This window comes from Paenibacillus sp. p3-SID1389 (genome assembly GCF_025151705.1).
Lineage (GTDB): Bacteria > Bacillota > Bacilli > Paenibacillales > Paenibacillaceae > Fontibacillus > Fontibacillus phoenicis.
This window is the reverse complement of sequence record NZ_JALXVO010000060.1, coordinates 1-23,220: the sequence shown is the minus strand read 5'-3', so window position 1 is coordinate 23,220 and position 23,220 is coordinate 1. Positions and strand designations below refer to the sequence as shown.

19 protein-coding genes and 1 pseudogene are annotated in these 23,220 nt (G+C 55.3%); 7 read left to right on the top strand and 13 right to left on the bottom strand.

Features of this window, described 5'->3' with window-relative positions; all coding sequences use genetic code 11:
• Both M3G15_RS18685 and M3G15_RS18680 read right to left on the bottom strand, forming a co-directional pair.
• Positions 1-380: hypothetical protein (locus tag M3G15_RS18685; RefSeq protein WP_260071732.1), on the bottom strand; the 380-nt coding region annotated here is incomplete at its 3' end.
• Between the two features lie 62 nt (positions 381-442).
• A complete protein-coding gene (locus tag M3G15_RS18680; protein WP_260071731.1) occupies positions 443-3,604 on the bottom strand; it encodes a DEAD/DEAH box helicase in 3,162 nt (1,053 codons plus the stop codon).
• 183 nt (positions 3,605-3,787) lie between these two features.
• On the opposite strand from M3G15_RS18680, the gene M3G15_RS18675 reads away from it, so the two are divergent.
• Positions 3,788-4,567: a hypothetical protein gene (locus M3G15_RS18675; protein WP_260071730.1), complete on the top strand. Its 780-nt coding sequence runs from the start codon at positions 3,788-3,790 to the stop codon at positions 4,565-4,567.
• A 269-nt stretch (positions 4,568-4,836) separates the two neighbouring features.
• On the opposite strand, the gene M3G15_RS18670 is transcribed toward M3G15_RS18675, so the two are convergent.
• The 3 genes from M3G15_RS18670 to M3G15_RS18660 are packed head-to-tail and all read right to left on the bottom strand — an operon-like array spanning position 4,837 to position 8,243.
• The gene (locus M3G15_RS18670; protein ID WP_009224046.1) at positions 4,837-5,220 is read right to left on the bottom strand and encodes a RidA family protein; all 384 of its coding nucleotides are present in this window, start codon (positions 5,218-5,220) and stop codon (positions 4,837-4,839) included.
• Positions 5,221-5,260: 40 nt separating this feature from the next.
• The gene (locus M3G15_RS18665; RefSeq protein ID WP_260071729.1) at positions 5,261-6,700 is read right to left on the bottom strand and encodes an ATP-binding protein; all 1,440 of its coding nucleotides are present in this window, start codon (positions 6,698-6,700) and stop codon (positions 5,261-5,263) included.
• Complete coding sequence (locus M3G15_RS18660) at positions 6,684-8,243, bottom strand: HD-GYP domain-containing protein (RefSeq protein WP_311202304.1); 1,560 nt, start codon at positions 8,241-8,243, stop codon at positions 6,684-6,686. Before M3G15_RS18660 ends, M3G15_RS18665 begins: the two co-directional genes overlap by 17 nt.
• A gap of 443 nt (positions 8,244-8,686) precedes the next feature.
• Here M3G15_RS18660 and M3G15_RS18655 point away from each other — a divergent pair, with 443 nt between their 5' ends.
• The 4 genes from M3G15_RS18655 to M3G15_RS18640 all read left to right on the top strand — a co-directional run bounded on the left by M3G15_RS18655 (position 8,687) and on the right by M3G15_RS18640 (position 13,273).
• A complete protein-coding gene (locus M3G15_RS18655; protein ID WP_260071726.1) occupies positions 8,687-9,595 on the top strand; it encodes an FMN-binding protein in 909 nt (302 codons plus the stop codon).
• Positions 9,596-9,636: 41 nt separating this feature from the next.
• A complete protein-coding gene (locus M3G15_RS18650; RefSeq protein WP_036644464.1) occupies positions 9,637-11,514 on the top strand; it encodes an NAD(P)/FAD-dependent oxidoreductase in 1,878 nt (625 codons plus the stop codon).
• A gap of 228 nt (positions 11,515-11,742) precedes the next feature.
• Entirely contained in the window at positions 11,743-12,195 is a 453-nt protein-coding gene (locus M3G15_RS18645; RefSeq protein WP_009224041.1) for a hypothetical protein, read from the top strand.
• A gap of 97 nt (positions 12,196-12,292) precedes the next feature.
• The gene (locus tag M3G15_RS18640; protein ID WP_260071725.1) at positions 12,293-13,273 is read left to right on the top strand and encodes a polyprenyl synthetase family protein; all 981 of its coding nucleotides are present in this window, start codon (positions 12,293-12,295) and stop codon (positions 13,271-13,273) included.
• 461 nt (positions 13,274-13,734) lie between these two features.
• Here M3G15_RS18640 and M3G15_RS18630 read toward each other — a convergent pair whose 3' ends face one another.
• From M3G15_RS18630 to M3G15_RS18595, 8 genes are all read right to left on the bottom strand, one after another.
• Positions 13,735-14,607, bottom strand: a complete 873-nt coding sequence (locus M3G15_RS18630; RefSeq protein ID WP_009224038.1) for a UbiA-like polyprenyltransferase — start codon at positions 14,605-14,607, stop codon at positions 13,735-13,737.
• A gap of 374 nt (positions 14,608-14,981) precedes the next feature.
• Positions 14,982-16,265 (bottom strand): aspartate aminotransferase family protein, encoded by a 1,284-nt coding sequence (locus M3G15_RS18625; RefSeq protein WP_260071724.1) that lies wholly within the window; start codon positions 16,263-16,265, stop codon positions 14,982-14,984.
• Positions 16,266-16,288: 23 nt separating this feature from the next.
• On the bottom strand, positions 16,289-18,382 hold the full coding sequence (locus tag M3G15_RS18620) for a peptidase U32 family protein (protein ID WP_260071723.1): 2,094 nt from the start codon (positions 18,380-18,382) through the stop codon (positions 16,289-16,291).
• 101 nt (positions 18,383-18,483) lie between these two features.
• A complete protein-coding gene (locus tag M3G15_RS18615; protein WP_009224035.1) occupies positions 18,484-19,284 on the bottom strand; it encodes an energy-coupling factor transporter transmembrane component T family protein in 801 nt (266 codons plus the stop codon).
• A complete protein-coding gene (locus tag M3G15_RS18610; RefSeq protein WP_009224034.1) occupies positions 19,274-20,239 on the bottom strand; it encodes an ATP-binding cassette domain-containing protein in 966 nt (321 codons plus the stop codon). The genes M3G15_RS18615 and M3G15_RS18610 overlap by 11 nt, the downstream gene beginning before the upstream one ends.
• A complete protein-coding gene (locus tag M3G15_RS18605; RefSeq protein ID WP_260071722.1) occupies positions 20,239-21,060 on the bottom strand; it encodes an ATP-binding cassette domain-containing protein in 822 nt (273 codons plus the stop codon). The genes M3G15_RS18610 and M3G15_RS18605 overlap by 1 nt, the downstream gene beginning before the upstream one ends.
• Before the next feature lie 45 nt (positions 21,061-21,105).
• Positions 21,106-21,660 carry a Gx transporter family protein gene (locus M3G15_RS18600; protein WP_009224032.1) on the bottom strand — a complete coding sequence of 185 codons (555 nt, stop codon included), beginning with the start codon at positions 21,658-21,660 and terminating at the stop codon, positions 21,106-21,108.
• A complete protein-coding gene (locus M3G15_RS18595; RefSeq protein ID WP_009224031.1) occupies positions 21,647-22,033 on the bottom strand; it encodes a NusG domain II-containing protein in 387 nt (128 codons plus the stop codon). Before M3G15_RS18595 ends, M3G15_RS18600 begins: the two co-directional genes overlap by 14 nt.
• Before the next feature lie 541 nt (positions 22,034-22,574).
• Between M3G15_RS18595 and M3G15_RS21725 the strand changes: the two are divergent.
• Both M3G15_RS21725 and M3G15_RS18590 read left to right on the top strand, forming a co-directional pair.
• A pseudogene (locus M3G15_RS21725) lies at positions 22,575-22,817 on the top strand (spore germination protein); the annotation flags it as partial.
• A gap of 9 nt (positions 22,818-22,826) precedes the next feature.
• Positions 22,827-23,117, top strand: a complete 291-nt coding sequence (locus M3G15_RS18590) for a hypothetical protein (RefSeq protein WP_232282236.1) — start codon at positions 22,827-22,829, stop codon at positions 23,115-23,117.
• Positions 23,118-23,220: the final 103 nt, after the last annotated feature.

Genomic DNA, 23,220 nt, shown 5'->3' with positions numbered 1-23,220 from the left:
AGCGCCTCGCGCGTCCAGCCGAGCTGGCGCAGCCGCAGCTCGGCGTCGGCCGCCCAGGCCGCACGCGCAGCGGCCAGCGCCGGCGCCAGCCGGGCGCAGCCGGGGTCGCCGCACGCGCAGCGCACGCCGCCAGGCGCGCCTGGCGCACGATCTGCCGGCAGCAGCTTCGCAATGCCGCCGGCCCCGCTTTCGGCCAGCGCCACCACAAGGCGCGGCCGCTCCGCGAGCTGGCGCAGCAGCGCTTGCTTTTCCTGCTCTGCGGCTGGGGCCAGCGGGATCAACACCACATGATCCCGTTCCAGTTCCACTTGCAGCCCGCCGGCTTCATAGCGGACAACCGGCTGGGCAAGTTCCTGCGCGTTCGTCTTGGGCCTGGTCATGCGTGTTCCTCCTCTCAGCAAGTCTCAGCAAGCTTATTGTTTCGGCATCCTATCTTTTTCGCTCAACCAAACGCTCCCTCCGGGAACAGTCCGCTTTCCTGCAGCACGATCAGGTTGCGCAGCTCCTCGTCGCTCATTTCCGTCAGCCATTGCTCACCGGAGCCAACCACCTGCTCAGACAGCGTTTTTTTTCGCTCGATTAATTCGTCGATTCGTTCCTCCAGCGTTCCTTGGCAGATCAGCTTATGTACCTCGACGTTCTTTTGCTGCCCGATCCGGAATACCCGGTCCGTCGCCTGGTTTTCCACCGCCGGATTCCACCACCGGTCATAGTGGACCACATGATTCGCCCGGGTCAGGTTAAGGCCGACGCCGCCAGCCTTCAGCGATAACACGAAAATCGGCGAGCCTTCGCCCTCCTGAAAAGCCCGGACCATCTGATCCCGCTCGGCCTTCGGCACCCCGCCGTGCAGAAAAAACGGCCGTACACCATACCGCTCCGTTAATCGCTCCTGCAGCAGTTCACCCATCCGTACGTATTGCGTGAAGATCAGCGCCCCTTCTCCGTTGTCCATAATCATGTCAAGCAGCTCGCCGAGCCGTTCCATTTTGCCGGAGCGGCCAAAAGCGGCCGTCTTCGCAGGCCGGCTTCCTACAACCAGCTCGGGATGATCACAAATTTGCTTTAACCGGGTCAGCGAAGATAACACCAATCCTTTGCGGGCGATGCCGCTCTGGCTTCCGATCTGATCCAGCAGCTCCGCCGTCACCGATTGATACAAGCGAGCCTGTTCAACGGTTAACGAGCAATACGATTTCAGCTCGATTTTCTCCGGCAAGTCCTTGCGGATGTCCGGATCGCTCTTGAGCCGGCGCAGCAGAAACGGCGCAACCAACTTCCGCAGCTTCTGCAGCTCGGCTGCTTGCTGTTCTCCCCCAGACCCGGTGTAACGCGTCCGAAACGAGGCATGCGTGCCTAAGTATCCCGGGTTCAGGAATTGAAAAATCGACCACAATTCGCTGAGCCTATTCTCCACCGGGGTGCCCGTCATGGCGATTCGGTGAGGCGCGCTGAGCTTCATCACGCTTTGCGCTTGCTTGGTTCCGTAATTTTTGATGTACTGGGCTTCGTCCAGCACCACCGTCGTCCATTCCGCCGAACGCAGCTCCTTCGCATCGCGGCCGGCCAGCTGATACGTCGTCAGAACCACATCGCATGCCCGGTACTCCTGCAAGAACCGCTCCTCGCGGTAACGGTCGCTCCCGTGGTGCACGTATAGCTTTAGCCCCGGAGCAAACCGGGAAAACTCCCGTTGCCAGTTGCCTAGCAAAGAAGTCGGACAGATGATCAAGCTTTTGGCCCCTGCCTGCTGAACGCCATCCAACAACACGGAGATCACCTGCACCGTTTTCCCCAAACCCATATCGTCGGCCAGCAATGCACCGAAACCCAGCTCGCGCATCGTGACCAGCCACTGGTATCCCCGTTCCTGATAGGGGCGCAGCGTTCCGTTTAATCCGGATGGCACCGGACGCGGATGGAGTTGCCGAACAGCTCCGCCTGCCATCAGGATAGACAACATCCCGGTGGTTTCGATGCCGGCGATGTTCACGCCCTCCAGTTGGACTTCCTGATCGCCGGAAGCGAGGTGCATCAATTCGCGGAAGGTCAAGGTGCCGTTTTCATGGCGCTTCATGAACTTCAGCACCTGCCGGATCTCCTTCGCATCCACTTCAATCCATTCGCCGCGAAAAAAAACGAGCGGCAGCTTCGCCGACGCCAGCTCCATCAACTCTTCCCGGGTAAGCTCACGCCCCCCAAGCAGCGCCTCCGCTTCAAAAGCGACCAGCTGATCCACTCCCAGCCTTGGCATCCCGTCACCACCGCCCTCCGGCATCCCGCTCGCGAACCCTCGGGTTCTGATACGGATGCTGGCGGAACGCCGTCCCTCCCGGGTCCAGCGGCTTGGCATTTGCACGTTCACGCCAAGCTTGCGCAGCGCCGGCACCGACTTGCTTAAGAACGCAATCAGGTCCATGGGGTCCATGAGCAGATCCTGCGGGCGCGGGTGCTCCATCGCTGCGGCCACTTCCCGGGATACCCCAGCTGCTTTGCTCAGCCGCAGCAGGAAGTTCTCCTGTACGTTCCGGTACAGAAGACCGTGAATTTCCATGTCGGGCCCGGGATAGCTCCAGATGAGCCCGGCTGGCAGCAGCACGCTGGGATTCTCAGCTCCCTCAGCCCAGAAGCTTAGCCGCCAAAGTGCAGTCGCTGCTTCACCCTCCGCGGTCTCGCCATGACCATCCTGATACGGTTCCACACGCAGGCAGAGGCGCAAGCTTCCCGTTTCCAGACCGCCGGTCTCGGTTTCCTCAGCTCGGGGACGTCCGCCGCCAGCAGCAGCGATGTCTGCACTCAGCTGATCCAGCTCCGTCGCACTGCCTTGAATATCCGGCGGCTGTGCGCCGGTTAGCAAGCCGTTCCACCACAACTCCGCCAGCGGCGACGAACCCCGGTGATAGTCCGCCCGGCTGGCATTCAGCTTCCGTCCCAAATCCTGAACCGCCCCGCGCGCTTCGTGATCAATCATTGCCGTTAAAAAAGAATGCAGCACCGCCATCTGCCGATCCTCCAGCGTCCCCTCGTCTTCAGAGGATGCCCCTGCCCCAGTTTGCACGGCGGCGATACAGATCGGCGGCATCGCCCCGGCTAGACGCCGGAACCGTGCCTCGTCGGCCGGCTCGGTCAGGAGTGGTCCCCAAGCCGCGCGCATTTGACCCTGCGACCCGCGGCGGCGTCCGGTGGCCGCCACCGGACGGATGGATGGCGCAATTCGGCCGCGCAGCAGCAGCTCTAAGGCGAACTTGGCCGCCTTGCTCCAATAGCTCATTTCCGCGCCCGGCTTGATTCCCTGCTCCTCCCAGACGGATTCGTCCCAATGCAGCAGCAAACGCCAAGCCTCCGGCACAGGCAAAGCCAATCCTTCCAGGGATCGGCCGATCAGACTGCGCCGCTCCCCGTTCTTGTATGACCTCCGCACGGAAGAGACCGGATACCTGACCTCTGCCAACCGAAGCACGGCATGCTGAAACGGCCGGACTCCCGGCTCCAGCTCCTTGCGCCGGAGCACGGCGGTCCAAGCATCCACCTTCGACTCCGATACTTCGCCGGAGAAGCAAAACAATACATCGCCCAGCCATATTCCATAAAGACGTTGATTCATGGTGATCTCCCGTCGGTTATCCTAATTCTAGCCAAATTCATTACTAACATCTTATACGAAAACGGCTGCTTATAAAACCGCCTTCCTTCCCGTCCCGCTGCCTCTCTATACTCTCCCTTATCATTTGAGGAGAAATGGGGAATATTTCTAGTACAAAAAAAAGATTCAAGGAGGTGTATTCCCATGTTGCGCGGTCGGTCTGGTCATTGGTTGAATCTCGCCTCGTTTGCGGCGTTAATGGCGGCAAACCTGGCGGCAGCAGCACTTCCGTTTGGCTTGCGCCGGCCCCAAGGGTTTCCCCACGGATTATACGTGCTCCTCACGCCGGCGGGCTATACTTTTACGATATGGCTGCTCATTTATGCCCTGTTGACCGGCTGGGTCCTTTACCCGCTGCTGCAGCCTAACCGCGAGCCGTTTTCTGTGACGCCTATGCCAGTGCGCTTCCTGCTTTCCTGCACCCTCTCCATCGTGTGGATCACACTAGGGGAGCGGCAACCCCTGCTGTCTATCCTGGCGTTGTTCCTGCTCGTGTTCGTGGCGGCCTCGATGTACAGCAGTACCCGGAATATCCTTCGCCCGTCAGCCGCAGAGATCTGGTTCGTACGCCTGCCGTTCAGCTTATATTTCGGATGGATCTGCGTTACAGCTCTTGCCAGCGTGGACGCCTTGCTAACCCATCCCTCTATTTATGCAACCTCGATTTCCGCAGCTTCCGTTTCCGTTCCATCACATCTTGGACTCACCCTCCTGCTGCTCGTGGTAGGGATCCTCAGCGCCTGCTTTGTTGGATTCCGATGGCGTGACGCGATCGTCCCGCTCACGTTCGCGTGGGGGTATGGCGCCATTGCAGCCGGTCCTCAGCTGCACCAAATTGTGGCCATTGCCTCCAGCGCCGGAGCGCTAGCCTTGATCGTGTACGCACTCTGGATTGCCTTTCTGCGCTCGCATGAGCGGGACTAAAGATCCACCCCCCTTGGGCCCTTTCACGCGTCCTTTTGCACGATTATCCCTTTTGTTCAGAATCGGGGAGGGGGCGCATCTAATCCATTTTCGAAGCGGAGATTGGTTTTCTCCACTCCCTCGCAGCGGAGATCGATCCCCCCCACTCCCTGAAGCAACGGGATAATCACGAAAGGAAAGCGGCCGACATAGGTACCTCCCCCCACAAAAAGGCCAACCAGAAATTCAGGTTGACCTAATAATACGAAAAAGCCGTCGCAAGGGATATTTTACTTAACCGCAATAACCTCGATCTCAACCAGACCATCCTTTGGCAGACGCGCCACTTCGACGGCACTGCGCGCTGGATACGGCTCAGCGAAGAACGAACCGTAAACTTCGTTGACCTTGGCAAAATCATTCATGTCCTTCAGAAATACGGTCGTCTTGATGACCTTGTCCAATCCGCTCCCGGCTGCAGCCAATACCGCCTGAACGTTCCGCAGCGCTTGTGCAGCCTGAGCTTCCACACCCTCGGCAAGCTGACCGGTTTCCGGCACCAATCCCAACTGGCCGGAGGTAAAGATCAAATCTCCCAGTTGAATCCCCTGCGAATACGGGCCAATGGCACCTGGCGCAGCGGTCGTAGAAATTACTTGTTTCATTTTCGTCATCCCATCCTTTCTTCTCCTCATTTTACCGATAACCCCTTCGTCACGGCAACTCGGACTGCGAATGAACTTCGCCGCAGTGGGATCGGGCGGGTTTTAAGGGCAAATAGAAGGAAAAGGTGCTGCCCTGCCCTTCTGTGCTTTCCATGCGGAGGTACCCCCCCAGCAGGCGGGCCAGGTTGCTGCTGATCGACAGGCCCAGACCGGTCCCCCCATATCGCCGACTAATTGAGCCGTCGGCCTGCTGAAACGCCTCGAATACCGCCCGCTGCTTGTCCTCGGCAACGCCGATGCCGGTATCCGAGACGGTGAAGACCAGCCATTCCCCTTCGGCCGTCCCCTTCGCCGGAGCGCGGCGGATGTCTAGCTCTACATGTCCCTCATGCGTAAACTTAAACGCATTGGACAATAAATTCCGCAGGATTTGTGCAATCCGCTGCGGATCGGAGATGATGGAATCGGGCAGACTTTCCTCCAGTCGGGTCGTAAATGCAATTTTCTTCTGAGCGGCAATCTGCTCAAACTGCAGTTGCATCCAAACGGGGATCTCTGCCAACACCACTTCCTCGTTCGTGATCTCCAGCCGCCCTGCCTCCACCTTGGACAAATCCAAAATGTCATTAATGATCTGCAGCAACTCTTCCCCCGACTTGTGAATGATCCGGCCATATTCCGTAATTTCCTCGCTGGCTTCGTCGGATTCGGCGATCATCTCCGCCAGGTTGATAATACTGTTGAGCGGCGTTCGCAATTCATGCGACATCGTTGCCAAGAACTCCGATTTATGGCTGGATGCTTCAGCTAACTGCTCCGCCCGGTCTTCCAGCCCAATCTTGGCCTTCTGCAGCTCATCGGCCTGTTTGCGGAGCAGCTCGTTCGCGTATTTCAGCTCCAGGTTCTGTCTTGCCCCAAGCTGAAAATCGCGAAGGATCAGGGCAAATCCCAAACTGAGCAGAATGCTTAACGGTAGCGCAATCGGCATGATATCCAGCAAATAATGCTTGGGAGGCACCACGCCGATTACGGCAAGGTTCAGAGAGTTGATCACATTGACAACGAGGATAGTTACGATCCCTTTGATGGCAAAACGGTAGCTTGTCCGCCGCATCCAGAGATTAAGTCCGGCACACACAAATCCCAAGATCGTCAGGTTCAACAAACCGGCCATCGCTGCATCGCTCAAACCAAACGTCAGGCGGGCCAGGCCAATCCCGACGCCGATGACGATCAAGGTTAATGGCTGGGAATAAACAAATGCCGCTATAATTAGCGGCACTGCCCGAAGGTCGAATCTGACGTCGTCATTAAGCCGGAAGCCAAACTTGATACAAATCCAACCCGAAAAAATCATCATTAGAACAGACAGGACGTACAGGCTGCGCTGCGGCATTTTTCGCAAACCGTATTTATATAGGATATTGGCTAAATAAGCGACCGTGATCAACAAGCTTAGATTTAGCAAAAAGCTAATTCCGATCCCCATCTCCCCACTCCTGCTCGTAGAACCCGCTTCTCTCCGAGATCAGCTGGACTCTTTTTTGGGTCTCGCTGCGAAAATGCTGCACCAACAGTCCGGCGAAGTAAGGATCCCATTGGGTTCCACGGCCTCGCTCCAGAATGTCAATCGCTCGGTCTCTTGCTAGGCCCTTCCGGTAAGGCCGGTCTGAGGTCATGGCGTCAAAGGCGTCGGCCACGGCGATAATCCGCCCGAAAAGCGGGATCTCCTCCCCGGCCAACCCGTCCGGATAACCTCTTCCATCATAACGCTCATGATGCGACCGGACCCCCGGCAAATAAGGAGCCATCGCATCTGCCGGCTCGACCTGCTTTAAAATCGCTTCCCCAAGCACGGGGTGCTGCTTCACCTGCTGCCATTCCTCGTCGGTTAAACGGCCCTCCTTCAGCAGAACCGCATCGCGAATGCCGATTTTCCCGATATCATGGAGCAACGCCGACTTGCGCAGCTCATCGATGCGTTCTTCGGGCAACTGGGCCAACTCACCGATTTTGACGGCGTATTCGGCTACTCGAAGGGAGTGCCCCGCCGTATACGGATCGCGGGCGTCCAGCGCCGCTGCCAGCGTCGCGAAGTAGCTGTCTACCAGTTGGCTATTTCGAGCCGCCTGAGTTTGCAGCCCGCGCAGCATATGATTAAATCCCGTGATCAGACGGGAAAATTCATCCGAAAACATATCGCTGGCCGCTGTACGAATGCTGCCGGTTTTCACCTCGGCCATCCGCTCGTACAAATGCTGAATCGGCAGCATGATCTCACGGGCCAACAGCCGGGAGCCAATCATTGCGAATAGAATACTCACGGCCAAGACATAGCCGGCCCACTGCCAGTAGGCATAGGCTCCATGGTCAAGGTCCTCCAACCGGAACTGCATGGATAAGCTGTATAGCAGCAAAGGAGCCATACACATCAAGAAAAAGCTCCATATTAATTTTCGAGATACCGGGACGATAACCCTGCCGTTCAGCGATAAATCTTTGCCAAACATCCTGCGGCTCCAGGAAATTAACTCCTGCAGGACAGGACGAATCGCATAGGAGGTTAAATAATATTCGACTAACGCATGCATGCTGCTGACCAGTATTCCGCTTAAGGCAGCCAGCAACACGTAGTAAGGCGAAATCGATAGGTGGCCGGTCCGGATTAATCCCAACGATAGGGCCGCGCCCGGGACGACCAAACCAAACAAATGAGGTCCGAGAATCCGCTTGACAGCAAGCGATGGCAGGCGATGTGTGCGGATATAGACATTTTGAAGTGTTTGGTAGCTCCCCACTTCCTCCATGAACACGCTGCGGATGGGCTTGATTTGCCGGGTGAACACCATCCATTCCAGCCCCAGCATGCAGCATAGCGACAAGACCAGAATTCTGATCAGCCAGGCATAGTCCGAAGGGGATATATCCAGCGGTGCAGCGGCGATAAGGCTCGCGACCGCGATGACCGCAAGCAGGAGTCCTGCTGCGTAATTGAGTAATAGGCGCGAAATAAACGTCCTGTATACCGTCAAGGAGGATGCCTTCTTTCCGTCTCGCGTTTTTCCGGGCATGCCCGCTTCTTTTTATATCGGTTAGAGTCATGACTATTTTCATAAAACGTTTGGAACTTTTGGTTTGTATGCCCTCTTTTCGGTACAGGAGATTCGTCGCTCTTCTCGCCGACCCATCTTTTAAAAATATATATTTTAAAAATTGGGCAATTCTTTGAACACGACATTCCCTTACGTAGTACTGCTTCCGCCGCTTGGAGCAGTTGTTTTAGATCACACTACATGTGATAAATTTCACATTAAGCCCTATTTTTATATGCTAAAATGCCATCGAACAAAGGTTTCGGGACTCCCGAACCCCTCGTCAAATCAGCCTTTTTCAAGGGTCACCCACCTGATATCCGTTATTAAAATGTCTTCACATTTTAATATATATATATTTTCATTCACTGGAGGTCTCAATCATGAAAAAAGCTTCAATTATCCTGAGCAGTGCGCTGTTGTTAGGTCTCTTGGCCGGCTGTGGATCGGACAATGATGCTAACGACGCAAACTCTGCGCAACCTGCAAACAACACTTCTGCCGCTAATGAAACCAATGCAGGAGCTGATAACACGGCTGCAGAGCAAGGCAAATACCAAGACGGTGTATACTTCGCCCAAGGTGAAGTGGATGCAGATTCCGGATGGCAATCCTACGTGACGCTGACGGTAGCCGGAGGTAAAATCACGGAAGCCAAGTGGAATGCGCTGAGCGAAAAAGCCCCCGTCGATAAAGTGACCTATTCCAAAGAAGGCAAGTACGGCATGAAAGCCGGCGGCGCTTCCTCGGAATGGCATGAACAAGCCGAGAAGGTTGAGCAATACCTGATCGAAAAGCAAGATCCCAAAGCGATCACCTTGGGGGATGACGGCAAAACGGATGCCATCGCGGGTGTGTCCGTGCATGTAAGTGAATTTTTTAACTTGGCGGAGCAAGCGCTGAATGCTGGTCCAGTTGAGGTTGGCCCGTACAAAGACGGCACTTACCATGCCGAAGGAGCAGCCTTCGACGAGCATTCCGGTTGGAAAGATACCGTTGACGTTGTGGTCGCCGCCGGCAAGATCGTCAAAGTGAACTTCAGCGGCGTCAACGAAAAAGGCGAAGACAAGAAGCAATATTCGATCGACGGCAAATATGGAATGAAGGCCGGCGGTGCTCAAGCCGAATGGCATGAAGAAGTGGCCAAAGCTGAAGCTTACCTGATTGAAAAACAAGATCCAGCCGCCGTGACATTTAACGAAGAGGGCAAAACGGACGCGATCGCCGGGGCAACAATTACGCTGCAACCGCATTTCGAGCTCGTTAGCCAAGCACTTGAGCAAGCGAAATAAACCCATATTACCATCCACCCTAAAATGAGAAGGTGAATCTCTTGAAGAAAATCGTAGTTCTGGGCGGCGGTTATGGCGGTGTAGTCACTTCCAAGCATCTGGCCAAACTGTTCAAAAAAGACAAAGATGTGGAGATCCAGCTGATTGACCGAAATCCCTACCACACGCTGCTGACGGAGCTGCATGAGGTTGCAGCGAACCGGGCGCCGGAGGATTCCGTCAAGATTGAACTAAAGAAGATTTTTGCCGGGCAAAAAGTGGATGTCGTCCTCGATTCCATTGATGCCATCGATTTTAACGCTAAAGAGCTTCGTTCCGAGCGAGCCACTTATAAATACGATTACCTCGTCATCGGTACCGGCTGTAAACCAACCTTCTTCGGGATCCCAGGCGCTGAGGAGCATGCCTTGACCCTGTGGTCCTATGAAGATGCCGTACGTCTGAAAGAACAAGTGCGCCGTAAGTTCAGCGAAGCGGCGAAGGTAAGCAATCCGGTGAAACGCCGCAAAATGCTGACCTTTGTTGTCGTCGGCGCCGGCTTTACCGGCGTGGAACTGGTTGGCGAATTAGCCGAATTCCGCGATGAGCTGTGCAAAGAGTTCTATATCGATCCGAGCGAGGTTCGCCTGGTCGTCGCCGATATGGCTCCGAAAATCCTGCCGATCCTGCCGGATAAATTGATCGAAAAAGCGACGAAACGTCTGCACAAAATGAACGTAGAGATCATTACGAGCGCTAAAATTACTGGCGTCACCCCAACCAGCGTACAGCTTGGCGAAGGTAAAGAGCTCGAAGCGGATACGATCGTCTGGACCGCCGGGGTTGAAGGCTCCGAGCTCGTTGGCAAGCTCGATGTGAAGCAGGAAGGCCGCAAGCGGATCGTCACCAACGATAAGCTGCAAAGCGTCGATCACGAGAACGTCTATATCGTTGGCGACAACATCTTCTTCATTCCGGAAGGCGAAACCCGTCCGGTACCGCAGATGGTTGAGAACGCCGAGCAAGCCGGCCCGGTTATCGCCCACAACATTTATGCGGACGTTCACGGCAAGCCGAAGAAGTCCTATAAACCGGGCTTCCACGGAACGATGGTCTGCATCGGCAGCCGCTACGGCGTTGCGAATGTTGGGCTCCCGAATAAAATGTTTATGCTCAGCGGCTTCATGGCCATGTTCTGCAAACACTTAATCAATATGTATTACCTGTTTACCGTGGCTGGTTTTGCCAAAGTCTGGACTTATATGATGCATGAATTCTTCCACGTGAACAATCGCAGAAGCTTCGTAGGCGGCCATTTCGCGAAGCGTTCGCCGAACTTCTGGCTCCTGCCGCTGCGGATCTTCGTCGGCTACAAATGGCTCGAGGAAGGCCTCGATAAGCTTCCGAAAATTTGGAAGGATCCATCGAACATCTTCCTGATTCCGGCCTCTCCGAAAGCGGACGTCATTTCCGCGGCCAGTGAAGCCGCTGGTGAAGTGACCAAAACGGTGGATGCTCAAGCGGCAGCTTCGGCGGTAGAAAGCGCCTCGACAGCAGTTACCGCCTTGCCGGTACCTGGATTTATCAAGAGCATCGTAAGCTGGTTTATGGATGTCTTCTTCTACACATCAGATGGCGGGTATACCGCTTTGGCGACTGTGTTCCAGTTCTTTATGGTGTTTGCCGAAATTGCGCTCGGCATCATGATTATCGTTGGCCTGTTCACCGCTGTCGCTTCGGCAGCCACCGTCGCGCTGGGCGTCATGATCTGGTCCTCCAGCATGGCTTCGGCGGAAATGCTGTGGTACATGACCGCAGGCGTCGCGTTGATCGGCGGATCGGGCAGCACGTTTGGTCTGGATTACTACGTACTTCCTTGGCTCAAGAAACAATGGAAACGAATCCCGTTCGTACGAAGATGGTACCTATACACGGAATAATCGCAGCTCTTTATGAAACCTTGAACTGGAGTAATGTGCGCCTGGCGGCGTACATTACTCTCATTTTTATCCTTTTGCCGAAATCGGTGTGAGGATCCCCTGCAAGCCTGCCTGCATTTAGGCGAATGTTCAAAAAAGTCAGGATTCGGTACCGGATACGCTGCCTATTGTTGGTTCGTGATCAATGATGACTTTTTTGAACTACCTCTTTAAGGAGTGTGTGTCCTTATGAATCCGAAGCTTATCCAAGACGCTTATCGCTTATTGCAGGGCGAATTATCGCCCGAAGCCGGCATTATTGTGGATTTACCCTATCCAGAAGCGGCAACACTGGCAACCTTGCTGGAGCAATACGACATGCCGCAGGTTCGCCAATGCCGTCTGTTATCCATTTACATCGCAATCAAGCTCGCCCTTCAACGTCATAGCGAATGCGGCTCCCTCGCCCCCGGCGAAACGTTAACCCGCAAAGTGTTGGATGGCGACTATCTATACAGCTTTTACGTCGAGCTTTGCCTGAAGTGGGAAGAATTCGATCTGCTCGGGCATCTCGCTCCCATCATTAAACAACTGCAAATCAAACGCGTCGAAGGCCGTCCTGAAGACGAGCGCTTGCTCAAAGCCTGGGAACGGTTCCTGCAGCTAGACAACAACCGCAGCACCGCCAGCAAGGCGATGTAGACGGCGGTGGATTGAGAGTGTTCGAGGATCTGACGCCCCCCGACGCACTCGGCACCTGCGTCTACGACTGCCAGCCCAAGTTTAGGAGGGAAGCGACATGAAGCTTGAGGAAACACTGAACATCCCCTTAAGAACCGTCGATCGGGAACTTGAGAACATGGTCAAATATGATCGCGACGTCCCTCGTTCCTCCCAATTGGCCAAAGCAATCGTCGAGTTGATTCGTTCCGGCGGCAAACGGATTCGCCCCTTGATGGTTATCGTCGGCAGCCGCTTCGGCCCTGATCCCGATGAGAAGAAGGTCTGGCGGCTCGCCGCCGCCGCAGAATTCATTCACGCTGCTTCTCTGATTCATGACGATATTATCGATGATTCCCCAATGCGGCGCGGCCAAAAAGCCATGCATATCAAGCTGGGCGTGAGCGGCGCGCTGCATGTGGGCAATTATATGTCGGCGAGGGTCATCGAGCTGATCTCCGTCTATTCGGCGGAACGGGAGAAATTCGTCTACGACCTCTCCTCCCTGGCCACAACCAAGCTGTGTCTCGGAGAGTATCAGCAGCTTTCTCACCTGTTCGACTATGATGTGACGATCGACGAATACTTGGAGAAATCGAAGAACAAAACCGCACAACTGATGGCCACATGCCTGCAAATCGGCGCCAAAGCCGCTGGCGCGGATACGGAAACGGCCGAGCTGCTGTATAGCTTTGGCGAAAAGCTCGGCATGTCGTTCCAGATCCGCGACGACGTGCTCGACTACACCCAATCGGCGGAGAAGCTCGGCAAGCCGGCCGGCAGCGATCTGCGCAGCGGCCAGGTGACCTTGCCTGTCCTGTTCGCGTTGCAGGACGAAACCCTAGCCCCGGCGATCCGGGCCATTTCGGCAGACAGCCCTGCCGAAGAGGTAGACGCCGTCGTCGCGGCGATTCAAGCCAGCGGCGCGCTGGAGAAAACCGAGGCGCTCAGCCGTCAGTATCTCGATGAAGCGCAGGACATCATCAACCGGCTGAGCAATTACCCGGCGCACCGGGATCTGCAGGCGTTGCTGGAGTATTTTGGCGGGCGGGAGAAATAAAATAAAGCACGAACCTAAAGGAAGGTTATCTTGACCATCGCTGAACTCGCCGGCCTGTAGACAGCCCCTCCCACCAGGTTCCCCAGCATACTGAAGAGCGGCGGCAGCGCTAATAGTAAGCCGGCAGCGTGGTTGCGCAACGCCTCTTCGAAATAGATGGCTATAAACGGGAAGTACATCCAATACAACATGTTGAATAGCGCTTCTCCGAACAACCTGACTTTTAAATTGGCATCCCAGAAATATAGACTTATATTCTTATTCACCGATGTTTTATAGTAATAATATGAAAATCGAATACAGGCCATCTTATATGAGATGTGCCACGAATCGAACATACGTTTCTGGTGATACAATCCCTTGCCGACTCGGTCCCGCATAGGGATTTTTTTGATATACGCCAACACCCCCACCCATGTAAGTCTGGGTGGGGGTGTTATTCTGTACGGCTCAGCAGCCGTTTACAACAGAAAGTAATCGCCGAGTGTAAAGAACAGGATCACCATGCTGATGACCTGGTTCAAATTGTACGAAGCCACGTTCATCCGCTTCCGGTTGGACGGTTTGATAATTTTGTGTTCGGTCATTAGCAGCAGGATGGCGATGATGATTCCCGTGATATAAAGCCAGCTCAGGTGGCGGATCGGGATTAAGGCAATCAGCAGCAGCACCATAATCGCGTGCAGGCCAGCTGCGATACGCAGACCGTTCTTGAGACCAAACGCGCTAGGAATCGACCAAAGTCCGTGATTGCGGTCAAATTCGATATCCTGCGAGCCGTAGATAATGTCAAACCCAGCGATCCACAGCATCACCACAGTGCCGAGGACAAACGGCGTAAAGGCGAATTGACCGGTAACCGCAAACCAGGCGCCGATGGGAGCCGAAGCGATCGTAAAGCCAAGGTACAGATGGCTCAGGTACGTAAACCGTTTGGTATAAGAATAGGAAGAGATCAGGAAAATCGCCACCGGTGACAAGATCAGGCACAACGTATTCAGCATCCCTGCAGCGAAAATGAAGATCGCATAGTTGACCGCAACGAACACCAGCACCTCCTTGGCGTCCAGCAGCTTTTGCGGCAGGTGGCGATGCGCGGTGCGCGGATTTTGCGCGTCAAAGACGCGGTCGACGACGCGGTTAAAGGCGTTGGCCCCGTTCCGGGCGCCGATCAAGGCGATCAATCCCCACAGCATCACGCGCCACGAAGGAAACCCCTCCGCCGCCCAAACCATTGAGATGATGGCAAAAGGCAGCGAAAACAACGTGTGCGAAAACATCACCAATTCGCTGTACAACCGGATTTTGGTGCCGATTTTGCGGGCTATTTCCATGGATAGTCACTCTCCTCATCCTAAAAACACGGGTCATAACGTGGATTATTTATATTGGGGCGCCCCGTCACTCTTTCTGGTTTCAAATAACGGTAAAAACGACCTTTATTTTTCGGTAACCCGGGGTTTTTGGCAAAATAGCGGTATTTCGTACCGCTAATTTTGAGGTTGGCGTCCGTTTTGACAGAAATTCCGGAAAATAAGGATACTTTTTACCGTTATTTTGATGGAAACAGGCCGATGGGCCGAAAATAAAGGTACTTTTTACCGTTAATGAGACGGGTCTACGTCTGGCGGGCGGGTGGTACGCCTGCTGCGCTGGTCCGCCGGGCGCGCATGTTCACGCCTAGCGGACCTTAGCCCAGCTGCACGGGTTACACCAGCTCCGCCAGCGAAGCCTCCAGCGCGTCCAGCATGCCGCGCACGTCGGCCTCGTCGATGACCAGCGGCGGCTGGAAGGCCAGAACGTTGCGGTTCACGCCGTTCTTGCCGATGATATAGCCGCGGTCCAGCATCGCTTCCAGCACGTCGTCGGTGAGCTTCGCGCCGCGCGCGGGCTCCTCGGCGCATAGCTCCGCGCCGAGCATCAGCCCCGCGCCGCGCACGTCGGAGACGTGCTGCGGAAACCGCGCGGCGAGGCGCGTTAAGCCGCCGCGCAGCAGCTCACCGAGGCGCTCGGCCCGCTCCGGCAGGCGATGCGCCTCGATGTAGTCCAGGACCGCGAGCGCGGTCACGGACGAGACGGGGTTGCCGCCGAACGTGGAGGCGGATGGCCGGTTCAGGCTGGCAGCGATCTCGTCCGTGGTGGCGAAGCCCGCCACCGGGATGCCGCTGCCAAGCGCCTTGGCCATCGTCAGGATGTCCGGCGTGACGCCGTAACGGTCCACGGCGAACATGCGGCCCGTCCGGCCGAAGCCGGTCTGAATTTCATCGGCGATGAGCAGCACGCCGTGCTGCTCCAGCAGCCGCTTCACTTCAGCGAAATACCACTCCGCCGGCGCAACGATGCCGGCGTTCCCCTGGATCGGCTCGGCGATCATCGCCGCGATATCGCCGCCTTTCTCCTCCAGCGCTGCCTCCAGCGCGGCGATGGAGCGGCGTGCCGCCTCGTCGGCGCTAAGCCCGTACTCATACGGCCGGGGGATAAACGTGACATCCGTGTCATGCGCCAGCTGTGGATCCGTCCGCCACATCGCCAGCCCGGTCACGCTCATCGTCAAATACGTCCGGCCGTGCAAACCTTGCTCCAACGCCAGGAAGCCCCGCCGCCCCGTATGCATGCGGGCAAGCAGCAAGGCGCCTTCATTCGCCTCCGAGCCGCTGTTCACGAAGAAGGTGCGGCGCAGGTTCCCCGGCAGCACGTCCGCAAGCCGCTCCGCCAAATCCACATTCGGCTGCGTCAAATAGATCGTGGACGTGTGCTGCAGCATCCGCAGCTGCTCGGCCGTCCGTTCGGCAATTTCCGGATTGCAGTGACCGCTGGCCACGACGGATACGCCGGCAAAAAAATCCGTATACCGCTTCCCGTCATGACCGTACAAATACTGCATCTCCCCCTTCACCAACTGCGGCGGATTTCGATAGAAATGGCTGGTGCAAGGATAAAAATATTGCTGCCGTTTCTTTAACACTTCGTCCGGTCCGATATATTTTGACATGTTCATTCGCTTCCTTTCCCCGATTAGGCTTGCACTCCTGCCGCCACTTCCGCCTGCGCTTCGGCGGCCTCCTCTTTGACGCCGTTGCCGCCTTCGTTGTTCAGGGCCGACGCCTCTGCTCCTGCCATCTCTGCTCCTGTCGCCCCTGCGCCCGCAGCCCCGCTGGCACTCCCGCCGTCAAACTGCAACGCCCCTAGCGTATAGCCGGCATAAACGGGCTTCATCGCGGCAAACAACTCTCCGGCTGCCGCAGGGTTAGCCAGCGCCGCCTTATAGGTGCGCACGATCTCGGCCAGCTGCTCTGGACGGTAGGTCGCCCCTTCGATGCGGAAGACAGATAGACCCGCCGCCAGCAATTCCTTCACCGCGGGCAGCAAACAGATTTCTTTGGCCAACATCAGATGGTTGCGACCATGAACGTCCCGGTAAACCGGGTTTTCGCCTTTATCGGTTTTTAACACCAAAATGCTGTTATCCACGTAGTGATTGTCTTCCTCGCCGATGGCTTGGAACACTTCAGCGTTTTCGTACAAGTCATGCTCCATGTACATGATTGCCGGTGTACCGTGAACGATAGCCTCCAGCGGCCCTGGGGCATGTGCCAGTAGCGCTGCCAGGTCCTTCAGCGGCAGCTCCATGGATGCCGTAAGCCGGCTAACGCCACGCTCCCGATAAAACTCAGCTGCCAGCTGATTGTATACGTTCAGATTGAAATCCCCCACCAACGGGTAACCCTTGTCGGCAAATTTTCGGATCGCCCCCAGATTCGTCACCATCAAGCCGTCGATCGGCAACCGTTCGCTCGACAGCAAGCCGTCATACATCTCAAAATGCAGCTCCGTCATCATCCGCGGCAGGCACAGAACTAGCTTGGCGTTCCCTTTTAATGCCGCCAGCTCTTTCACGTCCTCCTTCGTAAACGGACGATCCGGTTCAAATACGTCGCCGGAGAGATAAATATGGTCGGCTCCCGCTTCCAGCGCGGCTTTGGCTTGAGCCATGTTATTCACATGCACGGAGACGCCAGGAGCCGCGTGATTCTCCTGCACCGTACCCTTCTCTTTCCCCACCGCCGCCAGCGTCTCGCGAATCACCGCAACGCGTTTGTCGCTGAGCTCCCGCTCCTCCGTTGGCGTACTAAACACTTTGCCCGTGCTATAAAATTTCCCCGTTCCTTCGTAACGCCGGTTGATGTTGGACAATCCCGGACGGCCAAACGCATATCCCGTTGAAAAATCACGCTTGCGGTTATCGTAAAGCAATTTCGTATCCCGGCTGCGTTCAAAGCCCACCGGATCGTTAATATAACGGTCGATCGCATCGCCATACGCCTTCACGAGCATTACCACGAACGCGGCATCCCGCATGCGGCCTTCGATTTTGAAGGAAGTGATGCCGCCGTGGATCAGCTCTGGGATATGTTCGTACATGAACATGTCTTTGACCGCCAGCGGGTATTCCGCCGGATAGATGTTGCCGTCTTTTTTCACACGATAATCCCAGCGGCATGGCTTCAGGCATTTCCCCCGGTTACTGCTCATCCCGAATACCGCAGAGCTGAAATAACAGTTCGCCCCGTGCACCGAGCACATATCCCCATGCACAAAGTACTCCAACTCCATGCCGGTCGCTTGTTGAAGATAGCGGGTCGTCATGAGATCCATTTCCCGCGAAGTGACGACACGAGTGACCCCGAGCTCCTGTAAAGCGCGAACCATCTCCACGTTATGCACGTTCATCATGACGGAGGAATGCACGTTTAGCTTCAGGTTCATCTCCCGGATCAGCGACAACACAGCAAAATCCTGCACAATGATGGCATCCGGTCCCGCCGATTCCAGGAAACGCAAATATGCCCGCGCCTCGTCCAACTCGCCTTCGTTCAGCAAATTGTTGACGGTGACGTACACTTTTTTGCCAAGCCCGTGTGCAATCTGGACTGCCTCCGTAATTTCCTCCAGGCTAAAATTAAATCCTTTGCGCATCAGGCGCATATTCAGGTTAGGCCCTCCGAAATAAACCGCATCACAATTCTCTACAATGACTTGTTTGAAAATTTCGAACGTCCCCGCAGGCGCAAGCAGCTCAACTTCTTTCCCATTAAAAAAACGTGCCACAGCCGTTTCCCCCTCACATGATTTAAATGTCCAACCTATCAACCTATCCCATCAAACTCTATCTACATGAATTTACTCGCGGAGAATTTTGCATTGGCGGTTCAAACCAACCGATAAACCACAACCGCTGCAGCCAGGACCACATAGGACAACACAAACCAAGTGTCCCGGCCTTTCCAGACCAGCAGGTGGTATTCCGAACGCGGTGCGCCAAGCGTGTAGCCCCGGGACTCCATGGACAACACAAGCTCTTCAGCCCGGCGGAAGGCGCTGACCGTAACCGGTACGAGAAGGGAGACCAGCATGCGCCCCTTCTCCTTCCACGGCAGCTCCTTCAGGTCCGCACCGCGCGACGCCTGTGCCTTGAGGATCTTGTGCGTTTCGTCCAAAATCGTGGGGATAAAGCGCAGCGCAATGCTCATCATCAGCGTCAATTGCTCGGGCGAGACGCCAATCCGTTTCAGCGGTTTAAGCACACCGCTCAAACCTTGATTCAACACCCCCGGCGTCGTCGTAAACGTCAGGATGGCGGTGAATGACACCAACAACCCCATACGGGAGGCGGCGATGAATCCGCTGCTGACTCCGCCGCTGTATAGGGTCCAGGAGCCGATGCGCCAGATCGCCTCCCCCGACTCCACCGTCAAGCACTGAACAACGAAGATAAACACCATCAGTGCCCACAGCGGTTTGGCCGCCTTCAGGTAATATTTCAGCGGGATCTTGGTCGACAGCATATAGCCGATCGAAAACACCGCAGCCACGGCCAAGGCGGGCCAAGAGCCTACCGCCACGATCGCAACAAGATACAGCACCATCCCGGCCAGCTTGGCCCGAGGATCTACAGCGTGCACCCAAGAGCCGGTATCAATACTGCGCCCAAACAGCAGCTTATTCCGCATGCCCGCTGCCTCCTTCCCCAGAAGTGCCGGATAGAATCGGCGGCCGAGCCGGAACGGGCCGGTCCACGGACAGCAAGGTCGGGGCGGAACGCTCCCCAGCCTCATCCAACAACCAGGCCAACCGCTCGGCCAACGCCTCCGCCGTCAAGCACGGCGGCTCGCCTGTCAGGCCGTACATTTCCGCCGCTTTATTCCAGTAACGGATACACGCCGGGATAGCCAGCCCCTCGGCCTCCAGACGGGGTGCCTCGCTTACCAGCTCGGCCGTACTGCCTTGGAACGATTTCCGGCCATCTTTCATCACGATCCACTGCTCTGCGTACGGGAGGATTTCCTCCATCCGGTGCGTTACCACGATCACCGTCTTCCCCTCTTCACGGTGCAGCCGCGACAGCATTTCCGCCAATTCGGCACGGCTTTGCGGATCCAGCGTCGCTGTCGGCTCATCCAGCGCGATCACGTCCGGCTCCATCGCCAGCACCGAGGCGATCGCCACTTTGCGCATCTGCCCCCCGCTCAAGCGGAGCGGGTTGCGACTGAGGAACGAGTCATCAAGCCCAACTAGGGCCAGCGCACGTCTGGCTCTTGCCTTGGCTTCGTCTAAGGAGCAGCCGAAATTCAGCGGACCGAAGCAAAGATCCTTCTCCACCGTATCCTCGAATAGCTGCTGCTCCGGAAACTGGAAGACGAGTCCAACCCGCCTCCGCAGCTCGCGCAGCGGAGGCGCCTTACCGCCGGCTTCCATCGTCACATCCAGAACGTGCACCTTCCCGCCCGTCGGCTTCAAAATGCCGTTGAAATGCTGCATCAACGTTGATTTGCCCGAGCCGGAAGCCCCGGCAATCCCGGCAAACACGCCGTCCGCCAGGTAGAGGTCGACCTCCAGCAACGCATTGTGCCGCCATAGGCTGCTCTCGTCATAAGCGAAGCTGACTTGCTCGAACTGTATTGCCATCAAAGTTGCGCCTCCTCTTCGCCGTTCAATTCAAAGTCCGCAGGAAGCGTCACGCCCCGCCGCCTCAGCTCCTGTTGAAGCCGAATCCGATAGGGGGCGATTAACCGGCATTCCGCCAGCAGGGCTTGATCCCGAAACAGCTCGCCCGGCTCCAGGTCGGCGGCTACCGTTCCGCCTCCCAGTACGATCGCCCGGTCGGAGGCCATAATCTCATCGGCATCATGCGTAATCGAGACCATCGTGTAACGGCCACTCTGCTTCATGTCCCGCAGGATGGCAAGCAGCTCGCCGCGGGCTTTCTCGTCCAGCATCGAGGAAGCCTCGTCAAAGATCACGATGCCCGGCTCCATCGCCAAGATGGAAGCGACGGCCACCCGCTGTTTTTGTCCTCCCGACAACTCCGCGGGATGCTTGGACAGCAGATGGCCGATGTGCAGTTTATCCGCATATTCCCGCACGCGCTTCACCATGACCTCCCGCGGCAGATTATGCCCCTCCAAGCCAAAGGCGATATCCTCTTCAACCGTGGCGCCGATAAATTGATTGTCCGGATTTTGAAACACCATTCCGATGCGTGGACGCAACGAAGTCACCGTATTCCGATCCAACTTCGTTCCTTCCACATATATCGCTCCGCTGTTAGCGCCCAATAAACCGCCCAGCAGCTTTGCCAGCGTGGATTTGCCACAGCCGTTCGGCCCCACCAACGACACCCAGCTGCCCGAAGGGATGCTAAGCGTAACATCTTGAAGCACAGGATGCGCCGGGTGGTATGCGAAGGAAACCTCCCTCAGCTCATAAGCGAATCCGGTTTCTCCCATTTCTCTCTCCCCCTCAGATGTACGTCGTGCGAAGCCCCTCCCGGCTTAAGCCGTTTCCGCTAAAAAGCCTTCAAATAAAGACAGCTTCGACAGCGACGGAATCAAATATCTCACGGCAATTCCAACGGCGATCCCGGTCAGAACCCCCATGATGAGCAGCATCGGCAAATAATAGAAAATTTTCGTCGTATTAAAATACAAAGCAGCGGCCGTCAATTGCCCGATATTGTGGGCAATCCCCCCAACGATGCTAATCCCGATGACGCTTAGCCGTTTGCGCCCAACCAGCAGCAGGAACCACATCGCCGCAAAGCTGAACAACGCCCCCATAATACTGAACAGGAAGCTGGAAAAGGTCCCGAAAATAAACGCCGTGAGCAGCGTCTTTAACAGCACCATCATGAAGGCGTCCCGGGCTCGCAGAAAATAAAGGCAGGTCAGCACCATAATATTAGCCAGTCCGAGCTTCGCCCCAGGTACGCTCATGTTCACGGGAATGAGGGACTCCACCAAGCTGAGAACGACCGCCACCGCCGCGAAAATAGCTACGATCACCGTTCTTTTTAGCAGCAGGCTGGATGATTCATTAAAGGATTGCATCAACCTCGTCTCCCCCTTCTGAAGCTACCACTTCAACCATCAACTTATGTGGCAGGCATACAATCGTCCCACCGTTACGGTCAATAAATCCGAAGGTCAGGCACACTTTGTCCGGACAGTCGGCGTCGATCATCTCAATCCCGTAGTCATGCACCTTCAAAATGTTGTGGCCATACTCCGTTATAATGTCTACCGTCTGTTCTTCTCCGGTCAACTGCACCGTCTTAAACAGCTTCCCGTCCACTGTGATTCTCGCTACTCGATTCTCGTTTTTGTGATTGTTTTCACTTGAATCGCCAAACCATCTCGGAACCAAGAAGACCAAAGCGATCACGACGATGGTTCCGATCAACAGGATATCTCCGCGTTTCATGGCTAACTCCCTTATTTTTTGATTATATAAATCTTAGATGACCTCATTATACATGGTGCCTTCCCTACTCTAGTGTGACAAATATCTCAGCTTCTTCTGTTTTCCCCGGGTTTCACAAAATCATCACTTTAGAAAGGCTTTTAGATATATGCATTGCATTTTTTATTCATTCAAAGTATAATAAATAATTAGTTGTTATAACCACGTTGCAGTTCCTCACAAGATTATGACTCTCCTTATACCGTTCGGTATGAAATTCCTTATTTGAATGACCCAATCAAAGTAAGAATTTGGACGTTTTTCTGATTCACACTGGCGCGGTCATCGGAGCCGCAAGGACAAATGAGAGGTAGGGCTTTTGTTGTTTTAGAAATAGGCAGTTTGTTGTAGTCGGAGCAGGGACACAAGGCCGGTCTTCACGTGTACATGAAGGCTTGGATAACAATACGAAGCAGGCATTGGCGCGTATAGCCAGTGCCTGTTTTGCTTAGAATAAGGCTGTCTTTGCGAATCTGCAGTCTTAGCGAACAAACACCAGGAAATCTATAATTTACAACGGCTCTCCAAATCGCTTGGCTTCCAGCCTTGGTATGCCTTACCCAAATTCTACACGACCGAGCTGCCGGTTGAAGCTGCCCATGCGCTCAGACAAGGCCGTCTCCTTCTCTTTATGGACCGGTTACCGTTTTCCATCATTTTGCCAGCCCTGATCAGCGATATCTTCATGATGGAAAATGACCGGAATTACTCGCCCCCCTTCATGTATCTGATCCGAAACCAAAGGATGATTCGAGTGGATAAAAGTCTACAGGTCATGATCGTAAATATCCTGATTCACATCGGGATCATTTTCTTTATCTTCCCGACGAACATCAGGCATCGGGGCGACGTACATGCGCAGCCAGATCAATCCGAAGGTGTCGATCTTGCAAACACGGGGGAACTCCGGACCAAAATCCCGAGGGAGAAGCTCGCTCATTGGCGGTCGGAGTATTTTCCCCGTCTTAGAATGGACTTGGTGGTAAAAACAACGATCCAAAACGAAGGTAATCTCAAAACGGATCGCATCAATACCCTCAGATAAAGTTCACGATAAGAAAAACGTCTATCGACGTACATTCAAAGTAGACAGACCGCGTTTAGCGGAAGTTTTTCTTGCGATATCAGGATGCCAATCGCCCGAAGTT

What these genes read in the sequence shown, in the direction of transcription:
- M3G15_RS18680 (WP_260071731.1), bottom strand. Translation starts at nt 3,604, where the DNA reads ATGAATCAACGTCTTTATGGAATATGGCTGGGCGATGTATTGTTTTGC.
- M3G15_RS18675 (WP_260071730.1), top strand. Translation starts at nt 3,788, where the DNA reads ATGTTGCGCGGTCGGTCTGGTCATTGGTTGAATCTCGCCTCGTTTGCG.
- M3G15_RS18670 (WP_009224046.1), bottom strand. Translation starts at nt 5,220, where the DNA reads ATGACGAAAATGAAACAAGTAATTTCTACGACCGCTGCGCCAGGTGCC.
- M3G15_RS18665 (WP_260071729.1), bottom strand. Translation starts at nt 6,700, where the DNA reads ATGGGGATCGGAATTAGCTTTTTGCTAAATCTAAGCTTGTTGATCACG.
- M3G15_RS18655 (WP_260071726.1), top strand. Translation starts at nt 8,687, where the DNA reads ATGAAAAAAGCTTCAATTATCCTGAGCAGTGCGCTGTTGTTAGGTCTC.
- M3G15_RS18645 (WP_009224041.1), top strand. Translation starts at nt 11,743, where the DNA reads ATGAATCCGAAGCTTATCCAAGACGCTTATCGCTTATTGCAGGGCGAA.
- M3G15_RS18640 (WP_260071725.1), top strand. Translation starts at nt 12,293, where the DNA reads ATGAAGCTTGAGGAAACACTGAACATCCCCTTAAGAACCGTCGATCGG.
- M3G15_RS18630 (WP_009224038.1), bottom strand. Translation starts at nt 14,607, where the DNA reads ATGGAAATAGCCCGCAAAATCGGCACCAAAATCCGGTTGTACAGCGAA.
- M3G15_RS18625 (WP_260071724.1), bottom strand. Translation starts at nt 16,265, where the DNA reads ATGTCAAAATATATCGGACCGGACGAAGTGTTAAAGAAACGGCAGCAA.
- M3G15_RS18615 (WP_009224035.1), bottom strand. Translation starts at nt 19,284, where the DNA reads ATGCGGAATAAGCTGCTGTTTGGGCGCAGTATTGATACCGGCTCTTGG.
- M3G15_RS18610 (WP_009224034.1), bottom strand. Translation starts at nt 20,239, where the DNA reads ATGGCAATACAGTTCGAGCAAGTCAGCTTCGCTTATGACGAGAGCAGC.
- M3G15_RS18605 (WP_260071722.1), bottom strand. Translation starts at nt 21,060, where the DNA reads ATGGGAGAAACCGGATTCGCTTATGAGCTGAGGGAGGTTTCCTTCGCA.
- M3G15_RS18600 (WP_009224032.1), bottom strand. Translation starts at nt 21,660, where the DNA reads ATGCAATCCTTTAATGAATCATCCAGCCTGCTGCTAAAAAGAACGGTG.
- M3G15_RS18595 (WP_009224031.1), bottom strand. Translation starts at nt 22,033, where the DNA reads ATGAAACGCGGAGATATCCTGTTGATCGGAACCATCGTCGTGATCGCT.